The sequence below is a fragment of the Ochrobactrum sp. PL_is483 genome, from assembly GCF_055816855.1.
In genome coordinates, this window is the sequence record NZ_JBVPGS010000037.1 from 70,291 (window position 1) to 87,038 (window position 16,748).

Below are 16,748 nucleotides of genomic sequence, written 5' to 3' on the forward strand. Positions count from 1 at the left end.
AAACTGAACATATAAAGGCAAAGCCGATGCATGGCTCTTGTTCAGGATCAGTTTTCAATGCCCGAATTACCAGAGGTCGAGACGGTTCGCCGTGGCCTGCAGCCCGTTATGGAGGGCGCGACCGTCGCTAAGGTCGAACAGCGCCGACCGGACCTGCGTTTTCCCCTTCCCGATCGCTTTGTCGAACGTCTTTCCGGGCGGCGTGTCACAGCGCTCGGCCGCCGTGCGAAATATCTGACCATCCATCTCGATGACGGCCTTTCGGTCATCAGCCATCTGGGCATGTCGGGGTCGTTTCGCATCGAGACCGATGATGGCAGCGGCACGCCCGGCGAATTCCATCATGAGCGTTCCAAGCTGAGTGCGCATGATCATGTGGTGTTTCACCTCCGGTGCGCCGATGGCGCTTCTGCCCGCATCGTCTACAACGATCCGCGCCGGTTCGGCTTCATGCTCTTTGCCGAAGAAGGCACGCTCGACAGTCATCCGCTGCTCGCAGGCCTTGGCATAGAGCCGACAGGCAATCTGCTTTCCGGCGCTGTCCTGGCGGAACTCTTCGCGGGCCGCAAGGCACCTCTCAAGGCCGCGCTGCTCGATCAGCGCCTCATTGCCGGCCTCGGTAATATCTATGTCTGCGAGGCGCTCTGGCGCAGCCACCTGTCGCCGATGCGCGCCGCCGGGTCCGTGGCGCAGGACCCCGAAACCATGGACCGGCTTGCTTCCGACATCCGCACGGTGATTGCGGAAGCCATTGCCGCAGGCGGCTCCACGCTCAAGGATTACATTCAGGTGGATGGCGCGCTCGGCTATTTCCAGCATGCCTTCTCCGTCTATGGGCGCGAGGGTGAGCCGTGCCGAAATCCCGCCTGCAACGGCTTTGTGGAACGGGCGGTTCAATCTGGACGTTCGACTTTTTTCTGTGCCTCCTGCCAGCAATGAGTGCTTGAAAAAGTGGTTCTGCCGGTCCACCTTGCCCGCCAACGAGGGCGGTTCCTATTTTAACGGAATCGCCGAACCGCTCTAACTATTTGTCTTGTCGCATTTTCCAACGCAAAACCGTTTCACACTTTTGCTGGAAGTGCTCTAGCTAGCCGTTGAAGGAGGAGTTCAAATCCATGGCCTATGAAACGATCATCGTTGAGACACGCGGCGGCGTTGGCCTTATCCGCCTCAATCGCCCGCAGGCGCTCAATGCGCTGAACCGCAAGGTGCTCGACGAACTGACGGAGGCGCTTGGTGCTTTCGATGCGGACGGCAAGATCGGCGCAATCGTGCTGACCGGCTCCGAAAAGGCCTTTGCGGCGGGTGCCGACATCAAGGAAATGCAGCCGATCGATTTCGTGGATGCCTATCTTCAGGACATGTTCGCCGACTGGCAGAAGGTGGACCGCGTCCGCAAGCCGATCATCGCGGCGGTTTCGGGCTATGCGCTCGGTGGCGGCTGCGAGCTGGCCATGATGTGCGATTTCATCATCGCGGGCAGCAATGCGAAATTCGGACAGCCGGAAATCACGCTCGGCGTCATGCCCGGCATGGGCGGCTCGCAGCGTCTCACGCGCTATGTCGGCAAGTCCAAGGCCATGGATATGTGCCTGACCGGGCGCATGATGGACGCGGCCGAAGCTGAACGCAGCGGCCTCGTTTCCCGGGTCGTCGCACCGGAAGAACTACTGGAAGAGGCGCTGAAGGCAGCCGAACGCATCGCCTCCTTCTCGCGTCCGTCGGTGCTGATGACCAAGGAAGCGGTCAACCGTACCTATGAAATGACATTGAGCGAGGGGCTTCGCTTCGAACGGCGCCAGTTCCATTCGCTGTTCGCGACCGAAGACCAGAAGGAAGGCATGGCGGCCTTCATCGACAAGCGGACGCCGTCGTTCAAGAATCGCTGATTGACCGGCTGGCGGTTCAATGGCCGCCCCTGACAGGACTTTCCGGAAGCCTCCCAGCCGCGCTGGAGGGACTTCCGGGCCGGGTTTGCGGCTTTTTGATCGCGCTTCGGGGCAGAATCCACGTTGACGCCGCGCCAAAGCTGATCTATAAGCCCGCCCACGGATCGGCGGCCCAAAGGATTTTTCTCGGCTGCCCTAGAGGTTTTGTGCCCGGCGGTTTTTGCCCCTGGCTAGCTGACAGAAAAAAGAGAGGCATTTATGGCCAATACTCCTTCGGCCAAGAAGGCAGTGCGCAAGATCGCTGCCCGCACCGAAATCAACAAGTCCCGCCGTTCGCGCGTTCGCACTTTCGTGCGCAAGCTGGAAGACGCTCTGCTGAGCGGCGACAAGCAGGCTGCTGAAGTCGCATTCAAGGCTGCTGAGCCTGAACTGATGCGCGCTGCTACCAAGGGCGTGATGCACAAGAACACCGCTTCGCGCAAGGTTTCCCGCCTTGCTCAGCGCGTTAAGGCTCTGAGCGCCTAAGTACGCCTAAATATTCATCCATTCTAATGGATTGGTTTCGAAACCCGGCTCATTGTTAGCCGGGTTTTCTTTTTTGAGCATTTTTCGGGCAAACGGCATTCTTTCTCTCCACCTGGAATTGAAGAGATATTTCAATGGCTAGCTGGATTTTTTTTAAAGGATGTCAATCGTCTGCGGCGATATTTAATTAGTATTTTCAAATAGTTGCAGATTCTTATCCACTGTTATCCACAGGCTGGTTTAGGGACTCGGAAGGGTGTTTGAGTCAAGAAATATTTTTAAATTTATTTTTCGGACGGAACATATCAGGACCACCTAAAAATTGTCCTATGAAAACGCATTGAATCCAAAGGTGTTATTTCGCTGGCGTCCGATTCCCCCCTGTTATGGGGAGGGCCTGCAAGAGCTTTTGGCAAAAAAATGTGGTTTTCTGAGGCTTGCCCTTTGCAGTCGGGCTTCGCTAAAGTCAGGGCATAAGAGGGGTGGGCCATCGGCCCGGAGTTAGCATCAAATAACGAGTTTGTCGGCGTGGGCGTCACAGCCCGCGGGTGTTATATTCTGGTCTCAAGGTCCCGATCCTCATGGTTGATTGCTTACCATTCATTAACCGGAATGCCGTTTTAGGCATGTCCCCGACAATTGAATGGTTGTGGCGGATTTCTTTCCGGGCAATCAGCCTCCGGTAAAAGTGTTGTGAGTCGTAAAAAGGTCGCCGGGAAGGAGTATCCGGGTGTTGGTCCTGATGGGACCGTTTGAGTTTGTGTTGGGCCCAGAGCTTCAGAGCCGGGCTTGGTGAGTGAGTACCTGCTGGCCAGACGGATGATAAATCTGCGGTTCGGACAGGAAAAAATGACAAGCGTCAGAAAACGGCGCGTACGGATGTGAAGGCAGGCGAGACGATGGCAATGATGACCGGCAAATCGACGGCAACGATGGGTGATGATGCACATGCGAACCGTATCCACGGATCTTCTGCTAGCGGAAATGACAAGAGCCTGGTCGAGTTGAGCGGCAATGCAGGTGACGAGGTTTTCGAGCGCCTTTCGGCAAAGCTGAAAGCCCGCGTCGGTACCGAGATTTATTCCAGCTGGTTCGGTCGTCTGAAGCTTGATGACATTTCCAAGAGCATTGTCCGCCTGTCGGTTCCGACGGCATTTCTGCGCTCCTGGATCAACAATCATTATTCCGAACTGCTGACCGAGCTGTGGCAGGAAGAAAACCCGCAGATTCTGAAAGTCGAAGTGGTGGTTCGCGGCGTCAGCCGCGTGGTACGCAGCGCCGCTCCCGTGGAAGCCTGTGACGCAGCGGACGCCAAGCCTGTCGTCGCTCCGCGCGAAAAGGTGGTCTTCCCGATCGGCCAGTCTTTTGGCGGCCAAGCGGCTGGTGAAAAACGAGGCTCCGCGGTGGTCGCGGAATCGGCAACGGCCTCCGGCGCGGTTCTGGGTTCGCCGCTCGACCCGCGCTATACGTTCGACAGCTTTGTCGACGGCGCGTCGAACCGCGTGGCGCTTGCCGCCGCCCGTACCATCGCCGAAGCCGGTTCCAGCGCCGTGCGCTTCAATCCGCTCTTCATCCATGCTTCTGTCGGCCTCGGCAAGACTCACCTTCTGCAGGCCATCGCCGCCGCCGCACTCCAGCGCCAGGAAAAGGCCCGCGTTGTCTATCTGACGGCTGAATATTTCATGTGGCGCTTTGCAACCGCCATTCGCGACAACAACGCGCTTTCCTTCAAGGAGCAGCTTCGCGATATCGATCTTCTCGTGATCGACGACATGCAGTTCCTGCAGGGCAAGTCGATCCAGCACGAATTCTGCCATCTCCTGAACACGCTGCTCGACAGCGCCAAGCAGGTCGTGGTTGCCGCAGACCGCGCGCCGTCCGAACTGGAATCGCTTGACGTGCGCGTCCGTTCGCGCCTTCAGGGTGGCGTTGCGCTCGAAGTGGCGGCGCCCGACTATGAAATGCGGGTCGAAATGCTGCGCCGCCGTCTGGCCGCTGCACAGGCGGAAGATCCGAGCCTCACCATCGGCGAAGAGATTCTCTCGCACGTTGCCCGCACCGTCACCGGATCGGGCCGCGAACTGGAAGGCGCTTTCAACCAGCTCCTGTTCCGCCAGTCTTTCGAGCCGAATATTTCCATCGACCGCGTCGATGAGTTGCTCGGCCATCTGACCCGCGTTGGCGAGCCGAAGCGCATCCGCATCGAGGAAATCCAGCGCATCGTGGCGCGCCATTACAATGTCTCGAAGCAGGACCTGCTGTCGAACCGCCGCACGCGCACCATCGTCAAGCCGCGTCAGGTGGCGATGTATCTCGCCAAGATGATGACGCCCCGCTCGCTGCCGGAAATCGGTCGCCGCTTCGGCGGTCGCGATCACACCACGGTTCTTCATGCTGTGCGCAAGATCGAGGATCTGGTCGGTGCCGATACCAAGCTGGCGCAGGAACTCGAACTTCTGAAGCGTCTTATCAACGATCAGGCAGCCTAATCGGTAACCTTCCCCGCTATCAACGGCGGTTATCAACAAAAAGCCCGGGCCCTGTCGCTTTCCGACACGGCGCGGGCTTGCTTTTCTCCTTAAAAATCTGCCACTTTAACGGACCTTCTGGCGCCCCGGGCGCCTTATCGACAGGGGCCGCCTGCCTGCCCGTCAGATGCAGTTGGCCTGTCCCAGCGAGCGAGTGCGTTTGAACATGCGTGTTACCCTAGAGCGATCGAACCTTCTCAAATCTCTCAACCACGTCCACCGCGTCGTGGAACGCCGCAACACGATACCGATTCTGTCGAACGTGCTTTTGCAGGCCGAGGGCGCAAGCCTCGCGCTGAAAGCCACCGATCTTGATCTTGAGGTCAATGAAGCGACTGCCGCCATGGTGGAGCAGGCTGGTGCCACCACGGTTCCCGCGCATCTCCTCTATGACATCGTCCGCAAGCTGCCGGACGGTGCCGAAGTCATGCTCTCGACCAACCCGGATGGCGGTTCCATGTCGGTCATCTCCGGCAAATCATCCTTCCGCCTGCAGTGCCTGCCGCAGTCTGACTTCCCGGAACTGACCGCAGGCGCGTTCACTCACTCGTTCCGCATCGAGGCACAGGCGCTGAAGCGTCTTATCGATCGCACGCAGTTCGCGATCTCGACGGAAGAAACCCGCTATTATCTGAACGGTATTTTCTTCCACGCCATCGAAAGCGATGGGGCGCTGAAGCTGCGCGCTGTCGCGACCGACGGTCACCGTCTGGCGCGCGCCGAACTGGAAGCGCCGTCCGGCACGGAAGGCATGCCGGGCATCATCATCCCGCGCAAGACGGTCGCCGAACTGCAGAAGCTGGTCGACGTGCCGGATGTGGTCGTTACGGTTGAGCTGTCGGATGCCAAGATTCGCTTCACGGTTGGATCGGTCGTCCTCACCTCGAAGCTGATCGACGGCACTTTCCCGGATTACCAGCGTGTGATTCCGTCCGGCAACGACAAGAAGCTTACCATCGGCCGCCAGGAATTTGCGGCCTCCGTGGATCGCGTCTCGACCATTTCGAGCGAACGTGGCCGCGCGGTCAAGCTTTCGATTGCCGATGGCCAGCTGACGCTCACCGTCAACAACCCGGATTCCGGCAGCGCAACCGACGAGTTGGCTGCGGACTATGATGCCGATCCGCTCGATATCGGGTTCAACTCGAAATACTTGCTCGACATTACCAGCCAGCTTTCGGGTTCGGATGCGGTCTTCATGCTGGCCGATGCCGGTTCGCCGACACTGGTGCGCGACACGGGTGATGACGATGTGCTGTACGTGCTCATGCCTATGCGTGTTTAAAGACCAGAAAAGTGAATAGGCCCGAGCCTGATCAAAGCCGCCCGGATCGCGTTTCGATCCGGCGGCTTAAACTTTCCAATTTTCGCAATTATGCGGAATTGTCGTTGCCGCTTGGCCCCGGTCACGTGGTGCTGACCGGCGAAAACGGTTCCGGCAAGACCAATCTGATCGAAGCGGTTTCCTTTCTGTCGCCGGGGCGCGGTCTGCGGCGCGCCGCTTATGACGATGTGGCGCGCACCAATTCGCTGGACGGTTTTGCAATCCACGCCGCGCTCGACTGCATGATCTATGGCGAGGCGGAAATCGGGACCGGAACCGCGGGCGGCGGCGAGGGTGGCCGCAGGGTCCGTATCAATGGTATTGCCGCTTCCGGCGACGATCTGCTTGATTATGCGCGCATTCTCTGGGTGGTGCCGTCCATGGACGGGCTTTTCACCGGCGGCGCTTCTGATCGGCGGCGTTTTCTCGACCGCATGGTGCTCGCCATCGACACTGCCCATGGCAAGCGTGTGCTTGATTATGAGAAGGCGATGCGTAGCCGCAATCGTCTGCTGAGCGACGGCAACAATGACGACCAATGGCTGGATGCGATTGAAAGCCAGATGGCGGAACTTGGCATAGCCATCGCAGCCGCCCGCGCCGAGGCCATGCGTCTGATCGCGGCGATGATCGAACGACTTCCCGCTGAAGGACCGTTTCCGAAGGCCGATTGCTTTCTGGAAGGCGCGCTGGAGCAGAGAATCAATGTCGAGGCGGCGCTTGACCTCGAAGAAGATTTCCGCCGCATTCTGCGTGATGGCCGTGCGCGCGACCGGGCCGCGGGCCGCACGCTTGATGGTCCGCATCGCACCGACCTGATCGTCCAGCATAGGCCTAAATCCATGCCCGCCGCGCTCTGTTCCACCGGCGAGCAAAAGGCATTGCTGATCGGTCTGGTGCTTGCCCATGCGCGGCTGACGGCAGAACTTTCCGGTATGGCGCCGATCCTCCTGCTCGATGAAATCGCCGCGCATCTCGATACGGGACGCCGTGCTGCCCTGTTCGGCATTCTCGATGAACTTGGCGGACAGGCTTTCATGACCGGCACTGATCGCGCGCTTTTCGAAGCGCTTGAAGGCGAGGCGCAGTTTTTCAATGTCGCGGCCGGTCAACTGACACGGATATGAGGCAAAATTTCCGCTGACAGCGCGTCGGTAGAGGCATATGTTCGGCCATCATGAACGCACCATCGAAGCCCTTTTCATCCGAAGAACTTGAACGCTATGCGCGCCATATCGTGCTGCCGGAAATCGGCGGTCCGGGCCAGCAGAAGCTGAAGGCCGCCCGCGTGCTGATTGTCGGTGCTGGCGGGCTTGGCGCGCCGGTGCTGCAATATCTGGCGGCTGCCGGTGTCGGCACGCTCGGCATCATCGATGACGACACGGTGTCGCTGTCGAACCTGCAACGTCAGGTCATTCACGACACACAAAGCGTCGGCCAGCCCAAGGTGGAAAGCGCGCTTGCCACCATTGCCCGCATCAACCCGCATGTGAAGGTTGAAGGCCACCAGCTTCGCCTCGATGCGGACAATGTCGAAGCCTTGATCGGCAATTATGACGTTGTGGTGGACGGTTCCGACAATTTCACCACGCGCTATATTCTGGCCGATGCCGCCGCGAAAGTCGGGCGCCCACTGGTCACCGGCGCGATGGGCCGTTTCGATGGCACTGTCACGGTGCTGATGCCCTATGCAACCGGCGCAGACGGCAGGCCCAACCCGTCCTACCGCGATCTCTTCCCGGAAGCGCCGCCGCCGGGAACGGTGCCGACCTGTGCGGAAGCGGGCGTCCTCGGTGTGCTGCCCGGTGTCATCGGCAGTCTGCAGGCGATGGAGGTGATCAAGCTCATTACCGGCATCGGCGAGCCGCTGGTCGGTCGCTTGCTGCTCTATAATGCGCTCAATGTCCGTTTTGAGACCATTCGTTACAAGGCGCGCAAGAAGGGCTGAGCATGGCGCTGACATTAACCGATGAAGAGCGTTCCATCGCTGCCGGAGAACAGGGCGAAGGCGCTGCGATGGCCATGCGCATCGTGGCCGACACGGCACGGTTAATGGGCGCTCCGCATCTCATTCCGGTCGCATCCGCCCATATCGATGGCGCGCTTTATCATGGCGACAGCGGAACGCTTTTTGCAGAGAAGCTGGTAGAGGGCGGCGCGAAGGTGAAGGTGCGCTCCACGCTCAATGTCGGTTCCATCGATTTGACCGGCTGTTCGCGAAATAATTTGCCGGCTCACGAGGCGGATATGGCCAGGCGCATGATGCGCGCCTATATCAAGCTCGGCTGTGAACCGACATGGACCTGCGCTCCCTATCAGGCGGGACATCGCCCGGAGAAGGGCACGGATGTGGCTTGGGGCGAATCCAATGCAGTCGTCTTCTGCAATTCGGTTCTGGGCGCGCGCACCAATCGCTATGGCGATTTTCTCGATATCGCCTGCGCCATTGCAGGCCGCGCGCCGGATTATGGCCTGCACCGCCCGGAAAACCGCCGCGCTACGGTGGTGCTCGATATTTCCGCCATTGATCCCGCCTTCCTACGCTCTGAAGTGGCCTGGCCCATTCTCGGCAATCTGTTCGGGCGCAGCGTGGGCACGAATATCGGTGTCGTCGCTGGCAGTCCTGTCCATCCCGATGAGGACGATCTCAAGGCTTTCGGTGCGGCGTCGGCGTCGGTTGGTGCCGTCGGCCTGTTCCATATCGCGGGCGTGACGCCGGAAGCGCCCGATCTTGAAACGGCCTTGCAGCATCAGAAGCCGGAAGGTGTCATTCGGGTCACGCGAGACATGATCGAGATGACGCGCAAGCGGCTTTCGACGGTCGAACGGGTGGATCATATCGATGCGGTCGCCATCGGCAGCCCGCATCTTTCGATAGCGGAATTTGACCGCCTGGAGCGCGCCATCGCGGAACGCAAGCTCGCCGTGCCGCTTTATGCCTGCACTGGGCGCCATGCGCTGGCTGAACTGGAAAAGGGCGGGCGCAGGCAGGCGCTGGAGAAGGCGGGCGTCGTCATCGTCGCCGATACATGCGTGGTGGTAACGCCTATTTTGCCAGCTAAGAATGATGCCGTCCTGATGACCAATTCCGGCAAGTTCGCCCATTATGCACCCGGCAATACCGGCTATGGGGTGCTTTATGGCTCGCTGGAGGAATGCGTGGAAAGTGCGGTCACAGGGCGTCCCATTTTTGAAGGGCAAGCGGCATGAGCAGGCTCGAAACCACGATCCTTGTTGCCGGAAAAGGCGCGGAGGCTGAGGCGCTGGTCTTGTCCGCACCGATCAGTTTCTGGGGCGGTGTCGATCCCAAGAGTGGTCGCATTGCCGATGTGCGCCATCCCGAGCATGGACAGAGCATCGCCGGGCGCGTGCTGTGCCTGCCGGGAACCATCGGGTCGTCATCGGCGGCGGCGGTGCTTCTGGAGCTTGTCCATAGCGGCCATGCGCCTGCGGCCATTGTCCTGCATGAGCCGGATGCGATCCTGCTGCTTGGCCTGATCGTCGCCCGTGAAATGGGGCATTGTGTGCCGATTGCCATTGAACTTGATCGTGAGGCGCAAAAGCAACTCGCCGGCCATCGGGTGACGGTCGGCGAGGATGGAATTATCTGGATCGCTCCTTAAACCCGTGTATTTTCGCTGTCGCCGCGCTTCCCCTCGCCCTTCGAGACGCCTCCTTTCGACAAACTCAGAAGGCTCCTCAGGATGAGGGAAAAGAGACCGCATAGGCGGCTCTAATATTGCGTGTTGCGATCCACAACGTGTTCCAGCGTCCCGTCGCGCTCAAAAGCTTCGATCTGGCGGATGATCTGCGGCACAAGAGCGGTCGCCGATGAGCTTGCCGCCGCATGCGGGGTGATCGTCACGCGCGGATGGTCCCAAAGCGGGCTGCTGGTTGGCAGCGGTTCCTGCGTGAACACATCGAGCGACGCTGCCGACAGAAGACCGCGATCGAGCGCGGCCAGAATATCCGCCTCATTCTGCAATCCGCCGCGCCCGGCATTGATCAGCACCGGCGCGCCGAGCGGCCCGTCACTCTTCAATTGCGCGAACATCGACATGGAGAGGATGCCCTTCGTGTCCGGCGTCAGCGGCAGCAGGCAGACGAAGATATCCGGCGTCTTGAGGAATTTCCCAAAGCCGTCCTTGCCGTGATAGGTCTGTACGCCATCGATCTCCTGCGGACGGCGGCTCCAGCCGGTCACGTTGAAGCCAAGCGTTTTCAGCTTTTCCGCCGCATCGCGACCCAATACGCCGAGGCCCATGATGCCGACTGTCACTTCATGCGCGGCGGGCTGGCGGCGATCTTCGTGCCAGACATGGTTCTGCTGCTGCTTGCGATAGCGCTGTCCGAGACGGTGGTGGTCCAGCACCTGCCAGACGACATATTCCGTCATGCGCATGGTGAGATCGTCAGAGATGATGCGCACCAATGGCACATCGGGAATCTGGTCATCGCGGAAGACGTGATCGACGCCCGCACCCAGCGAAAAGATGACTTTCAGATTGGGCAGCTTCTCAAGCGAGCCCGGCTTCTGCTTCCACACCAACGCATATTTGATGGAGGGGTCGTTTTCTGTGCGATCCGTCACTACCGGACGGTCAGGCGCGTGATCCCGAAACGTCTTCAGCCAGATTTCCGGGTCCCAGTCGGTGATCGCGAGAAGAATATTGCCCTTGGTTTCGCTCATTGTTTTACCCCTCCCTGTGTTGCTTCCATGTGGAAAGCGGCAGCCATCAACGCCTTGGTATAATCGGTCTGCGGATTGGCAAAAACATCCTTTGCCGCGCCATATTCGACTGCCTTGCCGTTGCGCATCACCAGCACATCATTGGCCAGTGCCCGCACCACTTTCAGATCGTGGCTAATGAAAAGATAGGCAAGATCGTGCTTCTTCTGCAATGCGCGCAACAGATCGACAACCTGCGCCTGCACACTCATGTCAAGCGCCGAGGTCGGCTCGTCCAGCATGACGAATTTCGGGTTCAGCGCAAGAGCGCGTGCAATGGCGATGCGCTGGCGCTGGCCGCCGGAAAACTCATGCGGATAGCGGAAGCGGGTTTCAGGATCGAGGTTCACTTCCTTCAAAGCCGCAACGACACGCGCATCGCGGTCGTCTGCGGAAAGTTTCGGCTCGTGCACCAGAAGCCCTTCGGCAATGATGTCGGCGATGGTCATGCGCGGCGACAGCGAGCCGAACGGGTCCTGAAACACGATCTGCATTTCCCGGCGCAGCGGGCGCATGTCCTTGAAGCTGTATTTGGCGATGTCGCGACCGTCGAAATTGATCTCGCCCTTGGATGAGATCATGCGCGAAAGCGCCAGACCAAGCGTCGTCTTGCCGGAACCCGATTCGCCCACCACGCCGAGCGTCTGTCCGGCGCGCAAGGTCACGTCGATGCCGTCTACCGCCTTCACATGGTCGACGGTCTTGCGCAGGAAACCTTTCTTGATCGGGAACCAGACGCGGATGTCCTTGCCTTCCATCACCGTTTTCGCGGCGGGATCGGCAGCAGGCGGTTCGCCTTTCGGTTCGGCGGCAAGCAGGTGCTTGGTGTAGGCGTGCTGCGGGTTCTCAAAAATGTCCTGCGTCGAACCGGCCTCGACGATCTTGCCCTTGCTCATCACGCAGACCTTGTCGGCGATCTTGCGCACGATGCCGAGATCGTGGGTGATGAACAGCATCGACATGCCCTGCACGGCTTTCAGTTCGGCAAGCAGCTTCAATATCTGCGCCTGCACGGTAACGTCGAGCGCGGTGGTCGGCTCGTCGGCAATCAGCAGTTTCGGCTTGTTGGCCAAGGCCATCGCGATCATGACGCGCTGGCGCTGTCCGCCGGAAAGCTGGTGCGGGAAAGCGGACAGGCGCTTTTCCGGTTCGCGAATGCCGACTTCGTGCAGAAGTTCAAGTGTGCGTGCCCGTGCCTGGGCGTCGCCCATGCCTTGGTGCATTTTCAGGATTTCGCCGATCTGCCGCTCCACGCTGTGCAGTGGATTGAGCGAGGTCATCGGCTCCTGAAAGATCATCGTGATGTCGTTGCCGCGCACGCGGCGCAGTTCCGGCTCCGAAGCCTTCATCAGATCCTTGCCGTTGAAAAGAATTTCCCCGGAAGGATGGCTGGCGGAAGGGTAGGGCAGCAGTTTCAGGATCGACAGGGCCGAGACGGATTTGCCCGAACCCGATTCGCCGACGAGTGCTACCGTTTCGCCTTCGGCGATATCGAAGGATATGCGGTCTACGGAAATGCGTTCCTCGCCATTCTGGCGGAAGGCAACCGACAGATCGCGGACGGACAGGAGAGGATTGTTCATTGATCCGCCACTCATTGGCCCACTCATTGAAATGCCTTTCGCGGATCGAAGGCGTCGCGTGTTGCCTCCCCGATGAAGATCAGAAGCGACAGCATCAGCGAGATGACGACGAAGCCGGTAATGCCGAGCCACGGCGCCTGAAGGTTGTTCTTGCCCTGCGCAAGAAGTTCGCCCAGCGAAGCCGAACCGGGCGGCAGGCCGAAGCCGAGGAAGTCGAGCGAGGTGAGCGTGGTGATCGAGCCGTTGAGGATGAAAGGCAGGAAGGTCAGTGTGGCGACCATGGCGTTGGGCAACAGATGCCGCCACATGATGGTGCCGTTCTTCACGCCGAGCGCGCGCGCCGCATTCACATATTCAAAATTTCGCGCCCGCAAAAACTCAGCGCGCACGACGCCGACGAAGGCCACCCATGAGAACAGGAGCATGATGCCGAGCAGCACCCAGAAGCCGGGCGGCAATATCGCCGCGATAATCAGCAACAGGTAGAGAACCGGGATCGAGGACCAGATTTCGATAAAACGCTGGAACAGAAGATCAACCCAGCCGCCGAAATAGCCCTGAACCGCGCCCGCCGTCACGCCGATTATTGCCGAGAAGAAGGTGAGGATCAGGCCGAAAAGCACAGAAATGCGGAAACCGTAGAGCGCGCGCGCAAAGACGTCGCGCGCCTGATCGTCAGTGCCGAGCAGGTTGAAATTGCCGAAACGGCAGTTGGGATCGCTCACGCCTTGGCTGTAGCGCTGACAGCGTTCTTCCGGCGAATAAAGCCAGAATGGCTTCGACGGGGCCGCTTCTGGTATCTCGCTGTTCACGGTGTTGTAGGAATAGCGGATCGGCGGCCAGATAGCCCAGCCATTATTGTTGATCTCGTCCTGTATCACCGGATCGCGATAGTCGGTGACGGCATAAAAGCCGCCGAATTTTTCTTCCGGGTAATCGACAAAGACTGGGGCCAGCAACTCCCCCTTGTAGGAAACGAGGATAGGCCGGTCATTGGCGATGAATTCGGAACAAAGGGCTGCGACAAGCAGGAACAGGAAAATCCACAGCGACCAGTAACCGCGCTTGTTTGCCTTGAAATTCTGCCAGCGGCGCTTGTTGAGCGGCGACAGAAACGGACGTTTTACCGGCTTTGCGGTGGCGAGGGTGGTGTCGGTCATCACACGTCCCTCCGGTCAAAATCGATGCGCGGATCGATCCACGTATAGGTGAGGTCGGACAGGAGGCCGACCAGCAGGCCGATCAGCGAGAAGATGAAGAGATTGGCGAAGACCACCGGATAATCGCGGTTGATGACCGACTGGTAGCCAAGGAGGCCAAGCCCGTCGAGCGAGAAGATGGTTTCGATCAGAAGCGAGCCGGTGAAGAAAGCCGAAATGAAGGCACCCGGAAAACCGGCGATCACGATCAGCATCGCGTTGCGGAAGACGTGACCATAGAGAACCTGATTCTCGGTCAGCCCCTTGGCGCGGGCTGTCGTCACATATTGTTTGCGGATTTCCTCCAGAAACGAATTCTTGGTCAGAAGCGTGGTCGTCGCGAAGGCGGAAAGCACGAGTGCTGTCACCGGCAGAACCATGTGCCACAGATAGTCGCCGATCTTGCCCCAGAACGACATCTGCGCGAAATCGGGCGAAGTGAGGCCGCGCAGCGGGAACCAGTCGAAGAACGAGCCGCCCGCGAAAAGCACAATCAGCAGGATGGCGAACAGAAAGCTTGGGATAGCATAGCCGACGATGATGACGGCGCTGGTCCAGGTGTCGAAGCGCGAGCCGTCCTTGATCGCCTTGCGAATGCCGAGCGGTATGGAGATCATGTAGGACAGAAAAGTCAGCCACAGGCCGAGCGAGATCGAAACCGGCATTTTTTCCTTGATGAGATCGATCACGCTGATATCGCGGAAATAGCTGCGCCCGAAATCGAAACGCAGATAGTTCCACAGCATCTGGCCGAAACGTTCCAGCGGGGGCTTGTCGAAACCGAACTGTTTTTCCAGATCGGCGATGAATTGCGGGTCCAGCCCCTGCGCGCCGCGATATTTGGAATTGACCGAGCCGCTATCGACGGCACTTTGTCCAAAATCGCCGCCACCGCCGGACAGGCGGTCGAGAGCATCGCCGCCCTGACCGGACAATTGCGCGATTACCCGCTCGACCGGACCGCCGGGGGCGAACTGAACGACGGCGAAGGAAATGGCCATGATGCCGAAAATAGTCGGAATCATCAGAAGCAGACGGCGGAGAATATAAGCGCCCATCAGCCGGTTTTTCTCCGCAGGTTCAGATCAGTCTTATGGCTTGCCAACAGCTTCTGCCTTTTCTTTATCAATCCACCACAGGGTCTCGACAGGGAAGCCGTAGTCGGGCTTCGGCTCCTTGAAACCGAACCGGTCCCAATAGGCCACGAGATGATTCGCTCCTAGCCAATTTGGAATCCAGTCGCGCCGGATACGCAAGTACCGATCGAGCACACGCATCGTGGCGACGAGTTCTTCACGCGTCGAAGCTGCGCCGATATCCGCAATCAGCGCGTCGATCAACGGATCTTCCGTGCCGGGAAGGTTGTAGCTGCCCGGCATTCTGGCCGATTCGGAACCAAATGTGCCGGCAAGCGATTCCTGGGTCGGTGTCGGGCTGAACTGCAACGCCATGCCCACCATGTCGAACTGGAAATCCTGCACCAGTGCCTGGTACTGGCTTGCATCGACAAGCCGGTGGCTCGCATCAATGCCTATGGCGCGAAGTTTCTGCACATAGGGGTTGTATATGCGGGAGAACCCCTCCGAATTGCTCAGGATTTCGAGCGCGAATTTCGATCCATTCTTGTCGTGGAACTGGCCGTTCTTGCGCTCGAAACCGGCTTCCTCCAACAGCTTGATGGCCTCTGCGAACTGTTTCCGGTCGCGTCCCGATCCATCCGATACCGGCATCAGCAGGGCTTCGCCGAAAATGGCGTCGGGCAGCTTGCCGCGATAGCGTTCCAGCACTTTCATCTCATCGGGCGTCGGCAGGCCGCTTGCCTGAAAATCCGATCCCTGAAAGCAGGACTGCGCACGGCTATAGATATTGTAGAACAGATGCTCGTTGGTCCATTCGAAGTCGAAGCAGAGCGTAATTGCCTCACGCACGCGCGGATCGCGGAACCGTTCGCGGCGCTGGTTCAGCGCCCAGGCCTGCATCAGCGGGCGCTTTTCCGGCGGAAAGGTGCGCTTGATGACCTTTCCCTGCTGGATGGCCGGGAAATCATAGGCCGTCGCCCAGTTCTTGGAAGCAAGCTCCTCGCGATAATCGATGCTGCCTTTCTTGAAGGCTTCGAACTGCGGCTGGCGATCGCGGAAAAATTCGATGCGAATGCGGTCGAAATGGCTGGAGCCCTTCTGCACCGGCAGGTCCTTCGCCCAATAATCTTCGACGCGATCATATTCGATGAACTGACCGGCGGCGAAATTTCCGACCTTATAGGCGCCGGAACCGAGCACCGGCTCCATGGTCGTGGCTTCAAAGTCGCGATCCTTGAACCAGCTTTCCGGCAGGATCGGCACCAGCACGGCATCGAGAAGGGCGTTCGCGCCGCGCCCCTCGCCGATACGCATGCGCACTTCGCGTTTGCCGGTAGCCTCAACCTTTTCCACGCCTGCCAGATATTGGCGCAGGTTCGGATGGCCTTTCTGTTTGATGGTCGTATAGGTGAACGCCACGTCCTTCGCCTCGATCGGCGAGCCATCGTGAAAGCGTGCTTCCTTGCGAAGCTTGAAGGTGCAACTGCGCCGGTCTTTGGAAAGTGTCGCACTTTCCGCGATCAGGCCATAGACTGAATCGGGTTCGTCCAGCGCTGGAGCCATCAGCGTATCGAAGGTCAGCTCCATGCGCGGCGGCGCGTCGCCCTGGAAGGTGAAAGTGTTGAGCGTGTTGAACGTGTCGGTATTCTGGTTCCAGACCCAGTATGACGGTGCGAAGTTGAATGTGCCGCCTTTCGGCGCTTCGGGGCTGGCATAGTCGAAATGCTGAAAATCGGGACCGTATTTCAGGTCACCGAAAGCCGAAAGTCCGTGCAGCGCCTTGCCCGTCGGTATGTCGGCAAAGGCCCTCGGTGGCAGGAAGGCCGCAAAAGCAGCACTTCCAGAAAGCCCCAGAAAATGGCGGCGGTTCATGCGAAGGATTGTCATTCTCG

General features: G+C 59.2%; 14 protein-coding genes. 9 read left to right on the top strand and 5 right to left on the bottom strand.

Annotated elements, in window-relative coordinates:
- Positions 1 to 57: 57 nt before the first annotated feature.
- From mutM to AC0TNJ_RS14115, 9 genes are all read left to right on the top strand, one after another.
- A complete protein-coding gene (mutM, locus tag AC0TNJ_RS14075) occupies positions 58 to 939 on the top strand; it encodes a bifunctional DNA-formamidopyrimidine glycosylase/DNA-(apurinic or apyrimidinic site) lyase (RefSeq protein ID WP_473771443.1) in 882 nt (293 codons plus the stop codon).
- Positions 940 to 1,115: 176 nt separating this feature from the next.
- On the top strand, positions 1,116 to 1,889 hold the full coding sequence (locus AC0TNJ_RS14080; protein WP_473767462.1) for an enoyl-CoA hydratase: 774 nt from the start codon (positions 1,116 to 1,118) through the stop codon (positions 1,887 to 1,889).
- A gap of 258 nt (positions 1,890 to 2,147) precedes the next feature.
- The gene (gene rpsT / locus AC0TNJ_RS14085; protein ID WP_122002926.1) at positions 2,148 to 2,414 is read left to right on the top strand and encodes a 30S ribosomal protein S20; all 267 of its coding nucleotides are present in this window, start codon (positions 2,148 to 2,150) and stop codon (positions 2,412 to 2,414) included.
- A 905-nt stretch (positions 2,415 to 3,319) separates the two neighbouring features.
- Positions 3,320 to 4,903, top strand: coding sequence for a chromosomal replication initiator protein DnaA (gene dnaA, locus AC0TNJ_RS14090; RefSeq protein WP_122003115.1), 1,584 nt, complete (start codon positions 3,320 to 3,322; stop codon positions 4,901 to 4,903).
- 205 nt (positions 4,904 to 5,108) lie between these two features.
- A complete protein-coding gene (gene dnaN / locus AC0TNJ_RS14095; RefSeq protein WP_112588530.1) occupies positions 5,109 to 6,227 on the top strand; it encodes a DNA polymerase III subunit beta in 1,119 nt (372 codons plus the stop codon).
- An 11-nt stretch (positions 6,228 to 6,238) separates the two neighbouring features.
- A complete protein-coding gene (gene recF / locus AC0TNJ_RS14100; RefSeq protein WP_122002927.1) occupies positions 6,239 to 7,393 on the top strand; it encodes a DNA replication/repair protein RecF in 1,155 nt (384 codons plus the stop codon).
- A gap of 50 nt (positions 7,394 to 7,443) precedes the next feature.
- A complete protein-coding gene (locus AC0TNJ_RS14105) occupies positions 7,444 to 8,214 on the top strand; it encodes a molybdopterin-synthase adenylyltransferase MoeB (protein WP_473771444.1) in 771 nt (256 codons plus the stop codon).
- A 2-nt stretch (positions 8,215 to 8,216) separates the two neighbouring features.
- On the top strand, positions 8,217 to 9,476 hold the full coding sequence (locus AC0TNJ_RS14110) for an aconitase X (RefSeq protein ID WP_473771445.1): 1,260 nt from the start codon (positions 8,217 to 8,219) through the stop codon (positions 9,474 to 9,476).
- Positions 9,473 to 9,889: an aconitase X swivel domain-containing protein gene (locus tag AC0TNJ_RS14115; protein ID WP_473771446.1), complete on the top strand. Its 417-nt coding sequence runs from the start codon at positions 9,473 to 9,475 to the stop codon at positions 9,887 to 9,889. Before AC0TNJ_RS14110 ends, AC0TNJ_RS14115 begins: the two co-directional genes overlap by 4 nt.
- A gap of 110 nt (positions 9,890 to 9,999) precedes the next feature.
- Here the strand turns inward: AC0TNJ_RS14115 and AC0TNJ_RS14120 are convergent, their stop codons facing one another.
- Genes AC0TNJ_RS14120 through AC0TNJ_RS14140 form a run of 5 tightly spaced genes read right to left on the bottom strand, consistent with a single transcriptional unit; the run spans position 10,000 to position 16,743 of the window.
- Positions 10,000 to 10,956, bottom strand: a complete 957-nt coding sequence (locus AC0TNJ_RS14120; RefSeq protein ID WP_473771447.1) for a 2-hydroxyacid dehydrogenase — start codon at positions 10,954 to 10,956, stop codon at positions 10,000 to 10,002.
- Entirely contained in the window at positions 10,953 to 12,578 is a 1,626-nt protein-coding gene (locus AC0TNJ_RS14125; RefSeq protein ID WP_473771448.1) for an ABC transporter ATP-binding protein, read from the bottom strand. Before AC0TNJ_RS14125 ends, AC0TNJ_RS14120 begins: the two co-directional genes overlap by 4 nt.
- A gap of 23 nt (positions 12,579 to 12,601) precedes the next feature.
- Positions 12,602 to 13,738 (bottom strand): ABC transporter permease, encoded by a 1,137-nt coding sequence (locus AC0TNJ_RS14130; protein ID WP_122002933.1) that lies wholly within the window; start codon positions 13,736 to 13,738, stop codon positions 12,602 to 12,604.
- The gene (locus AC0TNJ_RS14135) at positions 13,738 to 14,835 is read right to left on the bottom strand and encodes a microcin C ABC transporter permease YejB (protein ID WP_122002934.1); all 1,098 of its coding nucleotides are present in this window, start codon (positions 14,833 to 14,835) and stop codon (positions 13,738 to 13,740) included. Before AC0TNJ_RS14135 ends, AC0TNJ_RS14130 begins: the two co-directional genes overlap by 1 nt.
- A gap of 33 nt (positions 14,836 to 14,868) precedes the next feature.
- Positions 14,869 to 16,743: an extracellular solute-binding protein gene (locus AC0TNJ_RS14140; protein WP_473771449.1), complete on the bottom strand. Its 1,875-nt coding sequence runs from the start codon at positions 16,741 to 16,743 to the stop codon at positions 14,869 to 14,871.
- Positions 16,744 to 16,748 lie beyond the last annotated feature (5 nt).